The organism is Sulfitobacter sp. 1A12157, from assembly GCF_043557345.1.
Classification (GTDB): domain Bacteria; phylum Pseudomonadota; class Alphaproteobacteria; order Rhodobacterales; family Rhodobacteraceae; genus Sulfitobacter.
The window spans coordinates 445169-460587 of record NZ_JBIFFV010000001.1 but is presented as its reverse complement, the minus strand read 5'-3'; the positions used below and the strand labels follow the sequence as shown (position 1 = coordinate 460587).

18 protein-coding genes are annotated in these 15419 nt (G+C 59.9%); 9 read left to right on the top strand and 9 right to left on the bottom strand.

Features of this window, described 5'->3' with window-relative positions:
* Positions 1-71: 71 nt before the first annotated feature.
* From ACGYLC_RS02325 to ACGYLC_RS02315, 3 genes are read right to left on the bottom strand one after another with little or no spacing between them, the layout of a single operon-like run.
* Positions 72-1673: an ABC transporter ATP-binding protein gene (locus ACGYLC_RS02325; RefSeq protein WP_394421447.1), complete on the bottom strand. Its 1602-nt coding sequence runs from the start codon at positions 1671-1673 to the stop codon at positions 72-74.
* Positions 1670-2485 (bottom strand): ABC transporter permease, encoded by an 816-nt coding sequence (locus tag ACGYLC_RS02320; RefSeq protein ID WP_394421446.1) that lies wholly within the window; start codon positions 2483-2485, stop codon positions 1670-1672. The genes ACGYLC_RS02325 and ACGYLC_RS02320 overlap by 4 nt, the downstream gene beginning before the upstream one ends.
* Positions 2482-3429 (bottom strand): ABC transporter permease, encoded by a 948-nt coding sequence (locus ACGYLC_RS02315; RefSeq protein ID WP_394421816.1) that lies wholly within the window; start codon positions 3427-3429, stop codon positions 2482-2484. Before ACGYLC_RS02315 ends, ACGYLC_RS02320 begins: the two co-directional genes overlap by 4 nt.
* Positions 3430-3681: 252 nt before the next feature.
* Here ACGYLC_RS02315 and ACGYLC_RS02310 point away from each other — a divergent pair, with 252 nt between their 5' ends.
* Entirely contained in the window at positions 3682-4119 is a 438-nt protein-coding gene (locus tag ACGYLC_RS02310) for an HdeA/HdeB family chaperone (RefSeq protein WP_394421444.1), read from the top strand.
* A 76-nt stretch (positions 4120-4195) separates the two neighbouring features.
* On the opposite strand, the gene ACGYLC_RS02305 is transcribed toward ACGYLC_RS02310, so the two are convergent.
* On the bottom strand, positions 4196-5680 hold the full coding sequence (locus tag ACGYLC_RS02305) for an ABC transporter substrate-binding protein (RefSeq protein ID WP_394421443.1): 1485 nt from the start codon (positions 5678-5680) through the stop codon (positions 4196-4198).
* Between the two features lie 158 nt (positions 5681-5838).
* On the opposite strand from ACGYLC_RS02305, the gene ACGYLC_RS02300 reads away from it, so the two are divergent.
* The 3 genes from ACGYLC_RS02300 to ACGYLC_RS02290 all read left to right on the top strand — a co-directional run bounded on the left by ACGYLC_RS02300 (position 5839) and on the right by ACGYLC_RS02290 (position 9089).
* Positions 5839-7113, top strand: coding sequence for an Hsp70 family protein (locus ACGYLC_RS02300; RefSeq protein ID WP_394421441.1), 1275 nt, complete (start codon positions 5839-5841; stop codon positions 7111-7113).
* Positions 7114-7265: 152 nt separating this feature from the next.
* Positions 7266-8111 carry a formate/nitrite transporter family protein gene (locus tag ACGYLC_RS02295; protein ID WP_394398368.1) on the top strand — a complete coding sequence of 282 codons (846 nt, stop codon included), beginning with the start codon at positions 7266-7268 and terminating at the stop codon, positions 8109-8111.
* A 42-nt stretch (positions 8112-8153) separates the two neighbouring features.
* Positions 8154-9089, top strand: coding sequence for a YihY/virulence factor BrkB family protein (locus ACGYLC_RS02290; RefSeq protein ID WP_394398366.1), 936 nt, complete (start codon positions 8154-8156; stop codon positions 9087-9089).
* 3 nt (positions 9090-9092) lie between these two features.
* Here the strand turns inward: ACGYLC_RS02290 and ACGYLC_RS02285 are convergent, their stop codons facing one another.
* Complete coding sequence (locus ACGYLC_RS02285) at positions 9093-9821, bottom strand: Crp/Fnr family transcriptional regulator (RefSeq protein WP_394421439.1); 729 nt, start codon at positions 9819-9821, stop codon at positions 9093-9095.
* Between the two features lie 89 nt (positions 9822-9910).
* Here ACGYLC_RS02285 and ACGYLC_RS02280 point away from each other — a divergent pair, with 89 nt between their 5' ends.
* Complete coding sequence (locus tag ACGYLC_RS02280; protein WP_394421438.1) at positions 9911-10282, top strand: hypothetical protein; 372 nt, start codon at positions 9911-9913, stop codon at positions 10280-10282.
* Here ACGYLC_RS02280 and ACGYLC_RS02275 read toward each other — a convergent pair.
* From ACGYLC_RS02275 to ACGYLC_RS02265, 3 genes are all read right to left on the bottom strand, one after another.
* Positions 10233-10583 (bottom strand): phage holin family protein, encoded by a 351-nt coding sequence (locus tag ACGYLC_RS02275; protein ID WP_394421436.1) that lies wholly within the window; start codon positions 10581-10583, stop codon positions 10233-10235. The two genes, ACGYLC_RS02280 and ACGYLC_RS02275, sit on opposite strands and share 50 nt — an antisense overlap.
* Positions 10584-10889 (bottom strand): YqjD family protein, encoded by a 306-nt coding sequence (locus tag ACGYLC_RS02270; protein ID WP_394398358.1) that lies wholly within the window; start codon positions 10887-10889, stop codon positions 10584-10586.
* A 106-nt stretch (positions 10890-10995) separates the two neighbouring features.
* A complete protein-coding gene (locus ACGYLC_RS02265) occupies positions 10996-11805 on the bottom strand; it encodes a response regulator (protein WP_067264155.1) in 810 nt (269 codons plus the stop codon).
* A gap of 93 nt (positions 11806-11898) precedes the next feature.
* Between ACGYLC_RS02265 and ACGYLC_RS02260 the strand changes: the two genes are divergently transcribed.
* From ACGYLC_RS02260 to ACGYLC_RS02245, 4 genes are all read left to right on the top strand, one after another.
* Entirely contained in the window at positions 11899-12069 is a 171-nt protein-coding gene (locus tag ACGYLC_RS02260) for a NepR family anti-sigma factor (RefSeq protein WP_197470876.1), read from the top strand.
* The gene (locus ACGYLC_RS02255) at positions 12069-12626 is read left to right on the top strand and encodes an RNA polymerase sigma factor (protein ID WP_394398356.1); all 558 of its coding nucleotides are present in this window, start codon (positions 12069-12071) and stop codon (positions 12624-12626) included. The genes ACGYLC_RS02260 and ACGYLC_RS02255 overlap by 1 nt, the downstream gene beginning before the upstream one ends.
* A gap of 2 nt (positions 12627-12628) precedes the next feature.
* The gene (locus ACGYLC_RS02250; RefSeq protein WP_394398354.1) at positions 12629-14353 is read left to right on the top strand and encodes a sensor histidine kinase; all 1725 of its coding nucleotides are present in this window, start codon (positions 12629-12631) and stop codon (positions 14351-14353) included.
* Positions 14354-14492: 139 nt separating this feature from the next.
* Positions 14493-14660, top strand: a complete 168-nt coding sequence (locus tag ACGYLC_RS02245; protein WP_394398352.1) for a hypothetical protein — start codon at positions 14493-14495, stop codon at positions 14658-14660.
* Positions 14661-14730: 70 nt separating this feature from the next.
* Here ACGYLC_RS02245 and ACGYLC_RS02240 read toward each other — a convergent pair whose 3' ends face one another.
* Positions 14731-15282, bottom strand: a complete 552-nt coding sequence (locus tag ACGYLC_RS02240; protein ID WP_394421435.1) for a cupin domain-containing protein — start codon at positions 15280-15282, stop codon at positions 14731-14733.
* Between the last annotated feature and the right edge of the window lie 137 nt (positions 15283-15419).

Genomic DNA, 15419 nt, shown 5'->3' with positions numbered 1-15419 from the left:
GGAATCCCCGATTTCACGTTAGGTCGGTTTTTCATCGCAATCAATGCGGCTGACCCCTGGGGCCGCAAAGCCTATCCGACGGGCTGGGACAGGTCAGGCAGAACCGGCGCGGCGGCGATCAGCGATTTGGTATAGTCATGCTGCGGCGCGTCAAAGACCTGCGCGGTCTCTCCGGCCTCGACGATCTTGCCAGACTGCATCACCAGCACCCGATCCGTCACCGTGCGCACCACCGACAGGTCATGCGAGATGAAAAGATAGGTCAGGTCATAATGGCTGCAAAGATCGGCCAGCAGATCGAGGATCTGCGCCCGGACCGAGACATCAAGCGCGCTGACGGCCTCATCGAACAGAATCAACTCGGGCCGGATGATCAGCGCCCGGGCAATGGCAATCCGCTGGCGCTGACCGCCGGAGAATTCGTGAATGTATTTCCGCGCATCCGCCGGGCGCAGCCCCACGGCGGTCAAGGCTTCGTCGATCGCGCGGGTTCGCTCGGCCCCCTGCGGCGGGGTGTCGAGCAGGTGAAACGGCTCGGTCACCAAACGGTCGACCCGGTGGCGCGGGTTGAAACTGCCGAAGGGGTCTTGAAACACCACCTGCATCTTGCGCCGTACGGCAAGGTTCGGCTGCGTCCCGGTAAAGACTGGCTGGCCATCGACAGTGATACTGCCCTCTTGAACCGGCTCCAGCCCCAAAATCGCCCGGGTCAGGGTCGATTTCCCGCAACCGGATTCCCCGACCAGCCCCAAACGCTCCCCCCGGTTTAGGGTAAAGCTGAGGTTGTCCACCGCGCGGAACGTGCCGGGCGCGCCAAAGAGTGTCTTGCGCGGCAGATGGTAATCGCGGCAGACGCCTTTGACCTCTAGCAGGGGCTGAGGCGCGGGCGGCGCGGGCAGGTTCACCTCATGGCGGGAGGCGGCGAAAAGCATTTTGGTATAGGGGTGCTGCATGTTGTGCAGCAGGGCCTGCGTCTCCCCCTGTTCGACGATCTGCCCCTTGCGCATGACGATAATCCGGTCGGCCATATCCGCCACGACGGCAAGGTCGTGGGTGATCATCAACAGCCCCATGCCGTCTTCGCGCGCCAGACGGGTCAACAGGGCGAGGATCTGCGCCTGCGTGGTGACATCCAGCGCGGTGGTCGGCTCATCGGCGATCAGCAGGCGGGGGCGTAGAGCGATGGCGATGGCGATCACCACCCGCTGGCGCTGGCCGCCGCTCAATTCATGCGGATAGCGCGACAGGGGGAAGCGGTCTTGAGGCAGGCCGACGCGGGTCAACGTATCGGCAGCGCGGGCCTCAGCCTCGGCCCGCGAGACGCCGGGTTCATGCACGCGGATGGTTTCGGCCACTTGGCGACCGATGCTTTGCACCGGGTTGAGCGCAGTCATAGGCTCTTGGAACACCATGCCGATGTCATTGCCGCGCATATCGCAGAGCGCTGCCTCGTCCATCTGGGTCAGATCGTCGTCGCCCAGCATGATATGCCCGGTGGTCCTCGCGCCTTTGGGCAAGAGTTGCATCGCCGCCAGTGCGGTCATCGACTTGCCCGAGCCGCTTTCCCCTGTCACGGCCACGATCTCTCCTGGTGCGACCGAAAAGGTCACCCCATCGAGGATGCGCAGCCCGTGGATCGAGAGCGAAAGATTGGAAACGGTCAGAAGCGTCATGTGCGTGCCACCCTCAGGCGGGGGTCAAGCAGGTCGCGCAGCCCGTCACCCATCAGGTTCAGCCCCAGCACCGTCAGGATGATTGCGAAACCGGGCATCAGGGCCATATGCGGCGCGATGCTGACCATGGTCTGCGCATCGGCCAGCATCCGGCCCCAAGAGGGCACCGGCGGCTGCGCGCCGAGGCCGACATAGCTCAGCCCCGCCTCGGCCAGAATGCCCAAAGAGAACTGGATGGTCCCCTGCACGATCAGCAGATTGGCGACATTGGGCAGGATATGCTCGAACGAGATACGCGCGGCGGATTTGCCCGCCACCCGTGCTGCCATGATGAACTCCCGCTGCAAGAGCGACAGCGCCGCACCGCGGGTGATCCGGGCGAAAACGGGGATGTTGAAGATGCCGATGGCGATGATCGCATTGATCGCCCCGGCGCCAAAGACCGCCGTAATCAGAATGGCGATGACGATGGCCGGAAAGGCAAAGACCAGATCATTGCCGCGCATGATGACCTCATCCACAAGGCTGCCGCGCCGCGCTGCGGCCCAGAGCCCTAACGGCACGCCCGCGCCCATGCCAATGCCCACCGCCACCAGCGCCACGGCGATGGAGGTGCGCGCGCCGACCATGATCATGCTGAGGATGTCGCGGCCAAAGTGATCCGTCCCCATCGGATGCGCCAACGACGGGCTACGCAGTTTGTTCGCGATATCAAGCCCGGCATAGTCATAGGGCGTCCAGACAAAGGAGATCAGCGCGGCGAGCAGAAAGACAGAGGTCAGCACGACCCCAAGCAGCAGGTTGCGGTTCATGTGCGGGCCCTCAACCGGGGATCGACGGCAGCATAGGCCAGATCGACAAGGAAGTTCACCAGGATCACCGAAAAGACCAAGAGCATGACGACCGACTCGACCACGATCAAATCCCGCGCCGAGATCGACTGAAACACCAGCCGCCCCAGCCCCGGCAGGTAAAAGACCTGCTCGATAATGATCGACCCGGCCAGCAGGAAGGAGAACTGCAAGCCAATAATGGTCAGCACCGGAATCAGCGCATTGCGCAGCCCGTGCCGCCAAAGCGCCTGCCGCGCGGTCAGCCCCTTGGCCCGCGCGGTGCGCATGAAGTCTTCGCCCAGCACATCCAGCAGGGCCGAGCGCATGACCCGCGCAAGGATCGCCGCCTGCGGCAAGGCCAGCGCGATGGCGGGCAGGGTCAGCGCGTGCAGCCCGGCGAAAAGCCCCTTGTCCCAGCCGACGAACCCACCCGCCGAAAACCAACGCAGATTGATCGAAAAGATCAGCACGAGGATCATGGCGAACCAGAAGTTCGGCACCGCCACGCCCAATTGCGTCGCCCCCATCACGCCCACATCCCCCGCTCGACCGCGGCGCGAAGCGGCATAGATGCCCGCCGGAAAGGCCACGATGACAGAGAGGGAAAGCGCATAGAGCGCCAAGGGCACAGAGACCCAAAGCCGGTCGCCGATCATCTCGGTCACCGGGGTGCGATAGGTGTAGGAGGTGCCGAAATCACCCTGCAACATGCCACCGACCCATTCCAGATAACGCTCTGGCCGGGACTGATCGAGCCCCAGTTCACTGCGCAGCGCGGCCAGTGTTTCGGGCTGGGCATTCAAGCCCAGCATAAAGGATGCCGGATCGCCGGGGGCGACCTCGATCACCATGAATATCACCAGCGACGCAACCGCGAGACTGATGAGCAAGGAGAGAAATCTTTTCAACGCATAGCGCAACATAGCGCGGAGGTTAGGCGGCACGCTCGGGAGGGTCCAGAGCCCGCGTGCAGTTTCCCCTGCAAGAATGTGAAAAATGGTCGATTTTGGGAAGTTCGGTCCAGCTGCGCCCCCCACAATCGCCGAAAGAATCAAGTCGTGACATGCCCTTAAACTCTTTGAGCGCGGATTTTGCATGGCTTATTGCCATGCGCTGGAACCATATCGGTTATGCGGTGTTGTTTTCGGGAGAACAGACAAAACTGGAGATTGAAAATGAAAACGACTTTGAAAACACTTGCGATCGCCGGCCTTCTGGGCACCGTTTCCGCACCCGCATTCGCCGCCGCTCACATGGACATGGCCACCATGACCTGCGCCCAGTATAAGGAACTGAGCGATGAAGACAAAATGAAAGTCGCATCCATGGCAATTGCCGAGCTGGAAGATGGCGGCCACGGTGGCTCCCTGATCACCGAAACCAAGAACGACGGTTCCGAGCCGAGCGATATTACCTCGGAAGAAGCGACTGACGCTGAAGAGACCGAAGATTCCCTGATCGACGACACAAAAGCTGTCGAAGATTCTGAAGCAGCCGACGAGATGGCCGACACGGAAATGCAGCAGGAAATGGAAGACTTCATGGTCGTCTGCAACCAGAACCCCGATGCGCTGGTAAGCGAAGCCGCGGCCGGCATGCGCGGCAAAGACTAATAGGTCTTCGCATCTCACTACAAAGGGCGCGCCTTTAGGCGCGCCCTTTTTAATGCTTGGACATGATCCTTTCAGATCACTCCGCCCAGCTGACACCCGTCAGATCCGTCGCCTGCGTCGGCGCATTTACCCAAAGCCCTTCGACACCGGCCTTGGCAATCGTCGGGAAAGCAAGCTGGAACAGGTAACCGTTCACATAGTCTTCGGCGATGATGCGCTGCGCCTTGGCCAGCATCTCGCTCCGCGCAGCAGGGTCTGCCGTCTTGTTGAACTCGGTCATCAGAGACTGGAATTCGGCATTGTCATACTGGAAGTAATAGTCTGGGTTGGCATAGATGTTGATGTCCATCGGCTCTGTATGGCTGACGATCGACAGGCCGAAATCTTTGCCTTTGAACACGGTTTCCAGCCACTGCGCCCATTCAACATTGGTGATCTGCGCCTTGATGCCGACCTCGGCCAGCTGCGCGGCGATGATCTCCCCCCCGCGGCGGGCATAGGAGGGGGGCGGCAGATGCAATGTCGTCTCGAACCCATCGGGGAAACCGGCCTCGGCCAGCAGCGCCTTGGATTTTTCGGGATCGTAGCTGCTCAACTGCGTCAGGTCGACGTAATCGGGGTTATGCGGTGCGAAATGGGTGCCGATGGGCGTGCCATAGCCGAACATCGCACCGTCGATGATCGCCTGCCGGTCGATGGCACGGGCCACCGCCTCGCGCACTTTAACGTTATCGAAAGGTTCGCGCTGGTTGTTGATCGACAGGATCGTTTCGCCCTCGGTCGAGCCGATCAGCACTTGAAACCGCGGGTCGGCTTCGAACTGGGGAATGTTCTCGGGCGCGGGAAAGCCGGTGAAAACATCGACATCCTCGGCCATGACGGAAGCGAAAGCCGCTGTCGGGTCCGAAATGAACTTGAACGTCGCGCTGGCCAGCGCGGGCGCTTCGCCCCAATAGTCTTCATTCCGGGTCAGGGTGATCTTGTCACCTTGGTTCCAGTTCTCAAATTTGAACGCGCCGGTGCCGATTGGGGTCTGTTTGATCGTCTCGACCGATTCCGGCGCCACGATCACCGCATCGCCCCAAGCGAGGTTGAAAAGCATGTTGCCGTTTGGCTCGCTCAGTTTGACCTCAACGGTCTGCGGGTCGATGACATTCACCTCGGAAATCGCGGAATAGAGCGCCTTTTGCGCGTTGGCGCTGTCTTCGGCATTGATCCGGTCGAGGGTGAATTTCACATCCTCGGCATCCATCGTGGAGCCATCGTGAAAAGTGACCCCCTCACGCAGCTTGAAGGTATAGGTCAGACCGTCCTCGGAAATCTCCCAAGATTCAGCCAGCCCCGGCACGACAGAGCCATCGCCCATGAAACGGGTCAGCCCTTCGAAAACATTGGTATAAAGCACCGAGTCGATGGCGCCCGCGGCGGCGGAGGTCGGATCGAGGTGCGGCGGCTCAAGCTGCATGGCGACAGTGATGTCGTCCTTGGCGAGGGCCGTCGTGGCGGCAACGGCCAATGCAGCGCTGGCCACACCGGTCATCAAGCGGTTCAAACGGTTCATGAAAGTCTCCCATATTGGCGTATTTTTTGCGAGGCTAGCCAAAAGCCGCGCGGCGCGCCAGCCTTCGTTGCCAAGCTTGCGCGAGAAGGGTATCGCGGGTGCTTTGCACGGGCGCGCCGCGTATCGGAACGACCGTGAAAAGGCGTCAGGAGAACATCATGGCCACGCTGGGGATTGATTTTGGAACCTCCAACACCGCGGCGGGCATCGCCATCGGCGGCACCCCGCAACTGATCCCGCTGGAGGCCGAGGCACAGACCCTTCCGACGGCAGTGTTCTTTGATTTCGAAGCGCAGGAAATGCGGATCGGCGCCGCTGCCTCCGACGCGCTGCTGGCCGGGGCCGAGGGCCGCTATATGCGCGGATTGAAAAGCCTGCTCGGCACCCGGCTGATGCGCGAACGGCGGGTGCTATTGGGTGAAAGGCTCGATTTTATCGACATCGTGGCGCGGTTTTTGGCGCGGGTCAAAACACAGGCCGAAACCGCCACGGGCATGCATTTCGACAGGGCGATCTCAGGCCGCCCGGTGCGCTTTCACTCTGCCGATGACGCCCGCGATGCCCAAGCCCTGACGGACCTGTGCGAGGCCTATGGTCGGGCAGGTTTCGCGCATGTGGACTTCATGAACGAACCTGAAGCCGCCGCGATTGCCAATCGCGCGGCCTTGCATCCGGGAGATCTGGGGCTGGTCATCGATATCGGCGGCGGCACCTCGGATTTCACGCTGTTCCGGCAGCGCGGGAATGATGAGATCGACATTCTGGAAAGCCACGGTATTCGGCTGGGCGGGACCGATTTCGACCGGTCCCTGTCGATTGGGCGGGTGATGCCGCAGCTTGGCATGGGCAGCGAAATTCGCCACGCTTTCGGAGGCGACACCCATATCGCGCCCAATGCGATCTTTAACGATCTGGCCACTTGGGCGAAAATTCCGTTTCTCTATGGGCCGGAGACCCGCAAGGCGGCGGCGGAACTGCATCGCTACGCCGAACATCCCAAGCGTCTGGCGCGGTTGGTCAAAGTGCTCGACGAAGAGCTTGGCCATGACCTCGCCTTTGCTGTCGAAGCGGGCAAAATCCGCGCCAATGCCGCGGGGGCCGAAGGGGATACAGAACCAATGATCGACGTCTCGATGCTCAAACCCCGCGCGACATTGCCCCTGCCCCGCGATTGGATGCGCAAGCGGCTGTCGAAACTCGCCGCGCAGATGGGGGATGCGGCGGAGGCAACGGCGCAGAACGCAGGCCTCGCGCCCGAGGCGGTGGATCGGCTAATCTTTGTCGGCGGGTCGAGCCTGATGGCGGTGGTCGAAGACGAGATGCGGGCGCGGTTCCCACGGGCGGACCTGCATCGGGGGGCGGCGCTTACGGCGATTGTCGAGGGGTTGGCCTTGCGGGCAGGTGGGGCGAACGCGGCCGATCCGGCTGGTTGAGGGTGCGGGATCGGTATTTGAGAAAGGATGAAGGTGAAGGGGGGGGGCGGGGGAGCCGCTGGCGGTCCGGTGTTTGGTTAGGGTCTTTTTACTGTGCGGGGGGCCGTGGCGGGCTATGTTCATAATGTCCATGAATTTCAGGAAGAACGCGAATGGCCCCACTGATCCAGAAAAAGCCCACGACCTCTGCCGTGCAGGAAGAGGCGGAAGAACGCTCTGTCAGTGAGGCGGCGGCGCTGTCGCCCAAGCTGATCTATGAGGTGATCCGCCGCGAGGGGCGTGACGAGTTGAACCGCACCAATCGGTCGCTGATCTGGTCGGGGATATCGGCGGGAATGCTGATCAGTCTTTCGGTCTTGGGCGAGGCGATTTTCCGGACCTATCTGCCGGATGCCGAGTGGCGGTTCCTGCTGGAGAATCTCGGCTATTCCTTGGGTTTCATTGCGGTCATCATGGGCCGGATGCAGCTGTTTACCGAAAACACCATCACCACCGTCTTGCCGCTGATGCAGGAGCGCAGCGTCAGAGTGCTCTGTAGTCTGTTGCGGCTGTGGGGCGTGGTGCTGGGGGCGAATGTCGTCGGGGCTTTTGCGGCGGCGGCGCTGTTTATCTATACGCCTGCCATTCCCGAAAACATCCTTCCTGCCATTATCAGCCTTTCGGAACATGCCACCGGGATGGGGCTGTCGGAGGCGTTCTGGCGGGGCATCCCGGCGGGCGTGATCGTGGCGCTGATCGTTTGGATGCTTCCGCAGGCGGATGAGACGGCATTTTTCCTGATTCTGACCTTTACTTGGCTGATTGCGGCGGGGGATTTCACCCATATCGTCGCGGGGTCAGTCGAGATGGCGGCGCTGCTTTTACATGGTAGTTTGGGGCTTGGTCAGGCGATCTTTGGCTTCTTCCTGCCGGTGCTTGTGGGCAACATCATCGGTGGCACGGTGGTCTTTACCCTTGTTGCCTGGGGCCAGGTCCGCGACGATGTGGAGGACAGTTGAGGCATAGCGGCCCCGATCAGCATCGGGGCCGAATTGAGAGGAATGGCATTGGTGCTCCGCAGACCCCCGACCCGACCGGCGATCTATTGGGATGCTTTCAAGGCGAGCCTGAAACAGGCGGCGGAGGACAATCTTGCGCTGATTTCGGCCGGGGTGGCGTTTTTCGCCATGCTGTCGCTGTTTCCAGCGCTGGCGGCCTTGATCGCGCTTTTGGGGCTGATCTCGGACCCTGTCGTGGTCATTGCCCAGTTGCAGGAGGTGCGCGGACTGCTGCCGGATGATGTTTACGACATCATCAACACGCAGGTGACCGGGTTGGTCACCGCGCGGGCCGATACGCTGGGTTGGGCCGGTATCGTGTCCCTGCTGGTGGCGCTTTGGTCCGCCCGGGCCGGGGTGGGGGCGATGGTGATCGGGCTGAATGCCGTCTATAACGAGCGCAACCGCAATGCTGCGAAACACTACCTTCATGCCCTGCTCTTGACGGTGAGCCTTGTGGCAGTGGGCATTGTGGCGCTGCTGGCGGTGGTGGTCGCGCCGATCATTCTGGCCTTCATCCCACTCGGCCCTTTTGGCAATGCGGTGGCCGACCTTTTGCGTTGGACCGTGGCGACGGTGGTTCTGTTTGCCGGGGTTGGGGTGCTTTACCGTTTTGGGCCAAACCGGCGGGCGGCGCGGCTGCCTTGGCTCAGCAGCGGGGCAATTTTGGCGGTGCTGTCCTGGGCCGTGCTTTCCATTGGTTTTTCCTATTATGTGGCCAATTTCGGCAATTACAATCAGGTTTATGGCTCGATCGGGGCGGTGATCGCGATGTTGATCTGGCTTTGGATCAGCAGCTTTCTGATCCTGTTTGGCGCGGCCCTGAACGCACAGGTCGAGCGGCGGACGCGGCCGGACAGCACCATTGGCCCGGCCAAACCGCGGGGTCAGCGCGGGGCGGAGGCTGCGGATACCTATATCGATGTCGCGCAGGAGTGACGGTTAGAGAAGCGGGCGTTTCTGACGACCTTGGAGATCGGTCATCCCCTCTTTCGCCAGGGCGGCGAGATCGTTGATTTGCAGCACCCTGTCGGACCACGAGAGCAACTGACGCTCTTTCAAAGCGCCGAGGGTCTTGTTGGTATGCACCACCGACAGGCCAAGCGCATCGGCCAGATCGCGCTGTGAATAGGGCAGCAGCATCTGATTGTGGGTAACCATCCCAAGCGACTGGCCACGTTCGAAAATCTTGACCATCGCCCATGCGATCGCCTGTGTCGCGGTGCGCTGGCCGATGGTGGCGAGGACTTCGCCCATGAAATGCTCTTCGATGGCGGCCAGCCAGGTGATGTCAAAGGCGCGCTCGGGGTGAGATTTGAAGAAATTCCAGAACTCACTGCGGTTGAAAACACAAAGGCGCATATGGGTTCGGGCTTCGACGGAATGACCCATCTCGCCCATGATACCGGCCTGCAGCCCGATGAAGTCGCCGGGGAAGACAAAGCTGATGACCTGCCGACTGCCGTTTTCCAATGTCTTGTCGCGGATGCCCATTCCGGTAAGCGCCGTGTAGAGCTGGGGCGAGTTCGACCCTTCCAGCAGGATTGGCGTGCCCGGTTCGACCGTCAGTTCCCCGGATTTGAACTTCTCCATGAAGCTCACTTCCTCTTTCGACATCGGCAGGAAGGCATCTTTGCGGCGAAGGGGGCAATAGCGGCATTGTGTCGTCATCAGATAAGTTTGCCTTCATATGTCTTAGTTTAATGCGCGCGCTTTGCGCACCCCCTACACCGACGCCTTTGCTTACCCGGGGGAAGACCATGTCGATCTTGATCTACGAACCGGACCCATTGGTCTGTTCAGACATAAATGAAACGCTTTCTGCCGCCTTTCCGCAACTTCGAATTGAGGTATTGGAAAGCTTTGATTTGAGCGCATTGGTAGACAACATCACTGCCATCAAATTTGCGGTCCTGTCATTGCGGCGCGCGCAGTTGTATCAGCATCTGCCGGAACTGTCGAACTTGCAGGAATGGTTTCCGATCATCTGCATCATGAATGATACGCCACGGCTGGCAAAAGTGGGCGAGCGGCTGAAATTTATCGCCCGGCCCTTTTCCAGCAGCAACCTGCTTGCCGCCGTCAACGCCGCGCTTTCTGACCCGCGGTTATGCCAGCCAGAAATGCCATGACAAGGTTCTTGAGACCATCGTGTTCGGACGTTGCAGGGTCTTTTGGCCGGGAGGGCGGCGCCGCACCCTCAGCATCTGCGCCTGCCATGGCAAGCAAGAGAAAGCCGATCCCGAAATAGACCGCGCCAAGGATCAGCGCGGCGGTGAGCGCGGTGGTGACGGTGATGAGGTAAAGCCAAGCCGCCAGCGTCAGAAACAGCAGGCCGATCAGCAAGAAAAGCGCGGCCCCGGCGCTGAGCATGGCGGTGCGCAGCGCCCGTCGCACAGAGCCGCGCAGATGTTGCATCACCGAAGACAGCATTTAGCGACGGGCCGTCACAAGACCGACGAGGAAACCGATGCCTGCGGCAATCCCCAAAGCGGTTCCGGGCTGGGCCTTGAGGAATTCCTCGGCCTGTTGCTGAACTTCCATCGCCTTGAGACGCCCCGTATCGGCGAAATCATTCGCCGCGTTGCGGGCGTTGTTACGCATCTCTTCCGACTTGGCCTTGCCGTAGTCGCCCAAGCTTTCGGTCAACGATGCGATGTCTTTTTTAAGAAGGGCGATTTGATCCGACAGATCGTCAATCGTCACCTCTTTTGCGGCGGCGGTTGTGGTCTTGGCCATGCGGGCCTCCTGAGTGTTTGGATGATGGTAGGCAGCGGCTGTGTTTAATGCAAAGGGTTCCCGGCGCGACTTTGCGTGCGGGGAACCCGGTTTTTTTAGCCAGCCGTTAGGCGTTGAGCGTTTCCGTGGAGGAGAAGAACATCGCTTGCGACACGGCCGAGACGACCTGATCCACCGAATAGGGCTTGGAAATCAGGAAGGCGGGCTCGGGCTTGTCGCCGGTCAGCAGGCGCTCGGGGAAGGCCGTGATGAAGATCACCGGGCGCATGCCCAATTCGTTCAGCAGGTCGTTCACCGCGTCGATACCTGACGAGTTGTCGGCCAGCTGGATGTCGGCGAGGATCAGGTCCGGCACATCGGCCTTGCCCAGCTTCACCGCCTCTTCGCGGGTGCGTGCGATGCCGGTCACGCGATGGCCCATTTCTGCGACGATGGATTCAATGTCCATCGCGATGATGGCTTCGTCTTCGATGATCATCACCGAACCCGAGGTGCTGTCGGCCATTTCGCGATGAGCAATCTGGATCAACTCGCCCGCTTCGGCCTCATCCACACCGATGATCTTGGCGATTTCCCCGTGGGAAAAGCCTTCGATCGTGTGCAGCAAAAGCGCTTCGCGGCTGTTGTTCGTAAGGCTGGAAAGATGGCGTTGCGCCTTGGCCCGCGGGCCGCTCTCGCCCTCTTCCACCGGGGCGCCTGCGCTGGCCCAAATACCGTACAAAACTTTGAAAAGACCCGTCTTTGTATCCACTCCATCGAGCACCGAGCGATCAACCAAGATAGCTTCGAGGGCTGCCGCGGCAAAGGTGTCGCCACTGGTCTGGCTGCCTGTCATCGCCCGCGCGAACCGGCGAAGGTAGGGGATGTTGGCTCCCAGTTCATCGCTGATGCTGGTCTTTTGTGTCGCATCGTTCATCTAGTCGAATCCTTTTTACTTTTCTTGGAACCAAACACGTCGACATTGTGTTTGGTTCCAGTATGCATGCATAATTATTCAAACGAGACGACGATGCCAGAGGTGATGTTAGTGAATTCAGGAAACAAGGACGAGCGCGAGCGCGTCATCGACGACAACCTCAAACGGGTCTTCGATGAGACGCTCGAAGAAGGCATCCCTGATCGTTTCAAGGATCTGCTTCAGAAGTTGAAGGAACAGGATTCAGAAAAAGGAACGTCATGATGACCCGTCCCGATCCGCGCGACGAGCTGGTGGAACATCTGCCGGCCATGCGGGCTTTTGCCATCAGTCTGACACGCAATGGTGCTACGGCAGACGACATGGTGCAGGACACTTTGGTCAAGGCATGGACCAACATCGAAAAGTTCCAAGAAGGCACGAATATGCGTGCTTGGCTCTTCACGATCCTGCGCAACACTTACTATTCCTCGCGCCGCAAGGCGAAACGCGAAATCTCGGACGTGGATGGCGTGCTGACGGATGGCTTGGCCGAGAAGCCCGCCCATGACGGCCACATGCAGATGACCGATTTCCGCAAGGCACTGGCCCTGTTGAAGGACGAACAACGTGAAGCGCTGCTGCTTGTCGGGGCCTCTGGGTTCTCGTACGAAGAGGCTGCGGAGATGTGTGGAGTCGCTGTCGGCACCATCAAAAGCCGCACCAACCGGGCACGTGCCCGCCTTGCCGAACTGCTCGGTCACCATGACAACGAGTCACTTGAAATGACCGACGACGCGACAATGTCTGTTCTATCTGCTTCAAAAGTTTCTTCTTTCTAAATATGACATCTGGCTTCTTCAGCGGTGATCTGATGCGTGGGCTGACGATCCGTATTCTGCTGTTTCTGTCTCTCGCGCTATTGCCCATTGGGCTGATCGCGGTGGTACAGACACGGCAGATTGCGGATCAAAGTCGGCAGAGCGCGGAATTGTCGTTGATCGCCGTCACGGAACAGGCCTCCGCGGCGGAACGCCGGGTGATCCAAGAGGCCTTCGGCGCGGCCGAAGCGCTCACCGCCATCGTGCGACTTAGGCGGGACGATCCCGAGGAATGCACGGCCTTCCTTAGGGAATACAAACAGGCGTCGGACATCTATTCGCTTGTGGGTTTCATCGGGCTAGACGGACAAATGACCTGCTCCTCCACGGGGCAGGATCATGACTTTTCGCAGGATGAGAATTTTCAAACTCTGCTGGAAAACCCGGTCCGCCGCGCGATGCCGGTGTTGCAGGGGGCCGTCAGCAACCAAGTGGTGACGCTGATCAACGCGCCGGTCTACGAAGATCGTGAGTTGATCGGCTTCATGGCGCTCAGCATCCCCGAAGATGCCATTAACGCGATACGCGAACCCAAGAGCAAACACAGCAGCGTCGCGATGATGACCCTCAATAAGATGGGTCATATCCTTACCACGGAAAACGGGCTGGAGGTGGCCAAGAAAGAATATCCCAGCGATGTCGCCCTGTCGCTGCTGACCACCAAAGAACCCAACGTCTTTTTTTCCCAGAACTCCAATGACCAGGAACGCGCCTATGTGATCGTGCCGATCGTGCCCGACACGGTCTTCGCGCTCAGCGTTTGGCCCAGCAACACCCCGTTTCTGGACACTGGTGTCTCGACCCGTCTGAGTGCGCTCTTGCCCATCGTCATGTGGCTGGCGAGCCTTATCGTGGCCTTCTGGGCGCTGAACCGTCTGGCGATCAACCATATCCGCAAACTCGGGCGGCAGATGCGGCGCTTTGCGCTGAACCGCACCCTGCCACGCGGAACGCTCGGCCCCTCGGTTCCCACCGAATTGGTCGAGATGGAATCGGCCTTTGTCGGCATGGCGGAATCCATCCTGCGGGACGAGGCGACGTTGGAAGACAGCCTTCGGCAGAAAAACATCCTGCTGAAAGAGGTGCACCACCGGGTCAAGAACAACCTGCAATTAATCTCTTCCATCATGAACATGCAGATACGGCAGGCCAAAAGCGAAGATGCGCGTTTTGTGCTGCGCCGGTTGCAAGACCGGATCCTCAGCCTCGCCACGGTGCATAAGAACCTCTATCAGAATGACGATCTGGTCCGTGTCAACGCCAGTGAGTTGTTGACCGAGATCGTGGGCCAGATGCTCTCCGTCGGCCTGGCTTCCGGGTCTGGCGTGAAGGTGGAACAGTCCTTTGAGCCGATCAAGATCGACGCTGACGATGCCGCGCCCCTGACCCTCTTGGTCTCAGAGGCGCTGACCAATGCGCTCAAATACGTATCGACGGTCGAACATGGCAAAGGTTTTATTTCGCTCAAGCTGATCCAGACCGGGCCGGAGCAAGCCATGCTTGAAGTGCGCAACACCATGGGCAACCCTGAAGAGGTGAAATCCGGCACCGGGCTTGGCTCGCGTCTGATCCTTGCCTTTACCCGCCAGTTGAACGGCCAGGTCGAGGTCGAAACCAACGACGACATCTACCAGATCAGGGTGAACTTCCACGTCCCGACCGACAGTAAAATGATCTACGATTACTAAGGCTCCAAGACCCCAATGGAATCTGGCCCGAAACGTGGCAGACCGATCACAGACTCGTCATAGGCGAAAATTTTGTCGGAACCCTTTGGCCTGCGCGCGGTTGAGCACCTGAAACGCAGTGCTAAAAAGGAACACGGAGATGACCACGGAGCTTTTTCTCGGCGGTCTGACCATCCTGACCTTGGCGGCGGTCATCATCCTTGCCCTCACAACGGGCCGAAGAGAACTTCATTTGGATGAGGACCAAACCGGGCGCGAAGAACAGCGAACGGAGACCCAGAGGTCGAAATACCGGTCAGACTACTAAGACCTGACACCCCCTATCGACCGCCCTGAGCAGAACGCTTGGGGCGGTCGATATTTATGGAGCACCTTTTTCAGAAACTGGGCGGCGTGCAGGCGCTGACGATCTCACAGGTCTCGGATCCGATGTTGCGGAACCGATGCGGCAAGCGGCTGTCGAACAGATATCCGTCCCCGGCGCGCAGCAGGCTGACCGTACTATCCACCGTCACTTCGATGCTACCGCGCACCACGACCCCCGCCTCTTCGCCCTCATGGCTCAGAAACTCAGGCCCGGTATCCGCGCCCGGCTCATAGGTCTCATGCAGCACCTGAAGGGCGTGATGCGCGGCACTGCCCAACTGCCGCAGAGACACACCGCCCTGATGGCTCGGTGAAATCTCGGTCAATTCCTCTGCCCGGTAGAAAACCTTGGCACTGTCGTCTTCTTCGAGGATCGCGAAAAACTCGGCCATGCTGATGGGAATCGCGTCCAACAGGCTTTTGAGCGAGGCGACCGATGGGCTGGTTCGGTTCTTTTCGATCAGCGATATCGTACCATTGGTCAGCCCGGCCTTGGCCGCAAGCTCCCGCTGGGACAGCCCATGTTTCTTGCGGATCGCTTTAAGTTTATCGCCGACGTTCAATGGCTTGTCCTTTGTGGGTCGCCCTGCCGCCGCTACGCGGCGCGGCTTTGGACCGACCGGGGGTCACAGGAATTGTTAGATAGAGGCTGCAATCGCGATTGACAATTATATTAAACGGAATATGGATTTTTTAAACG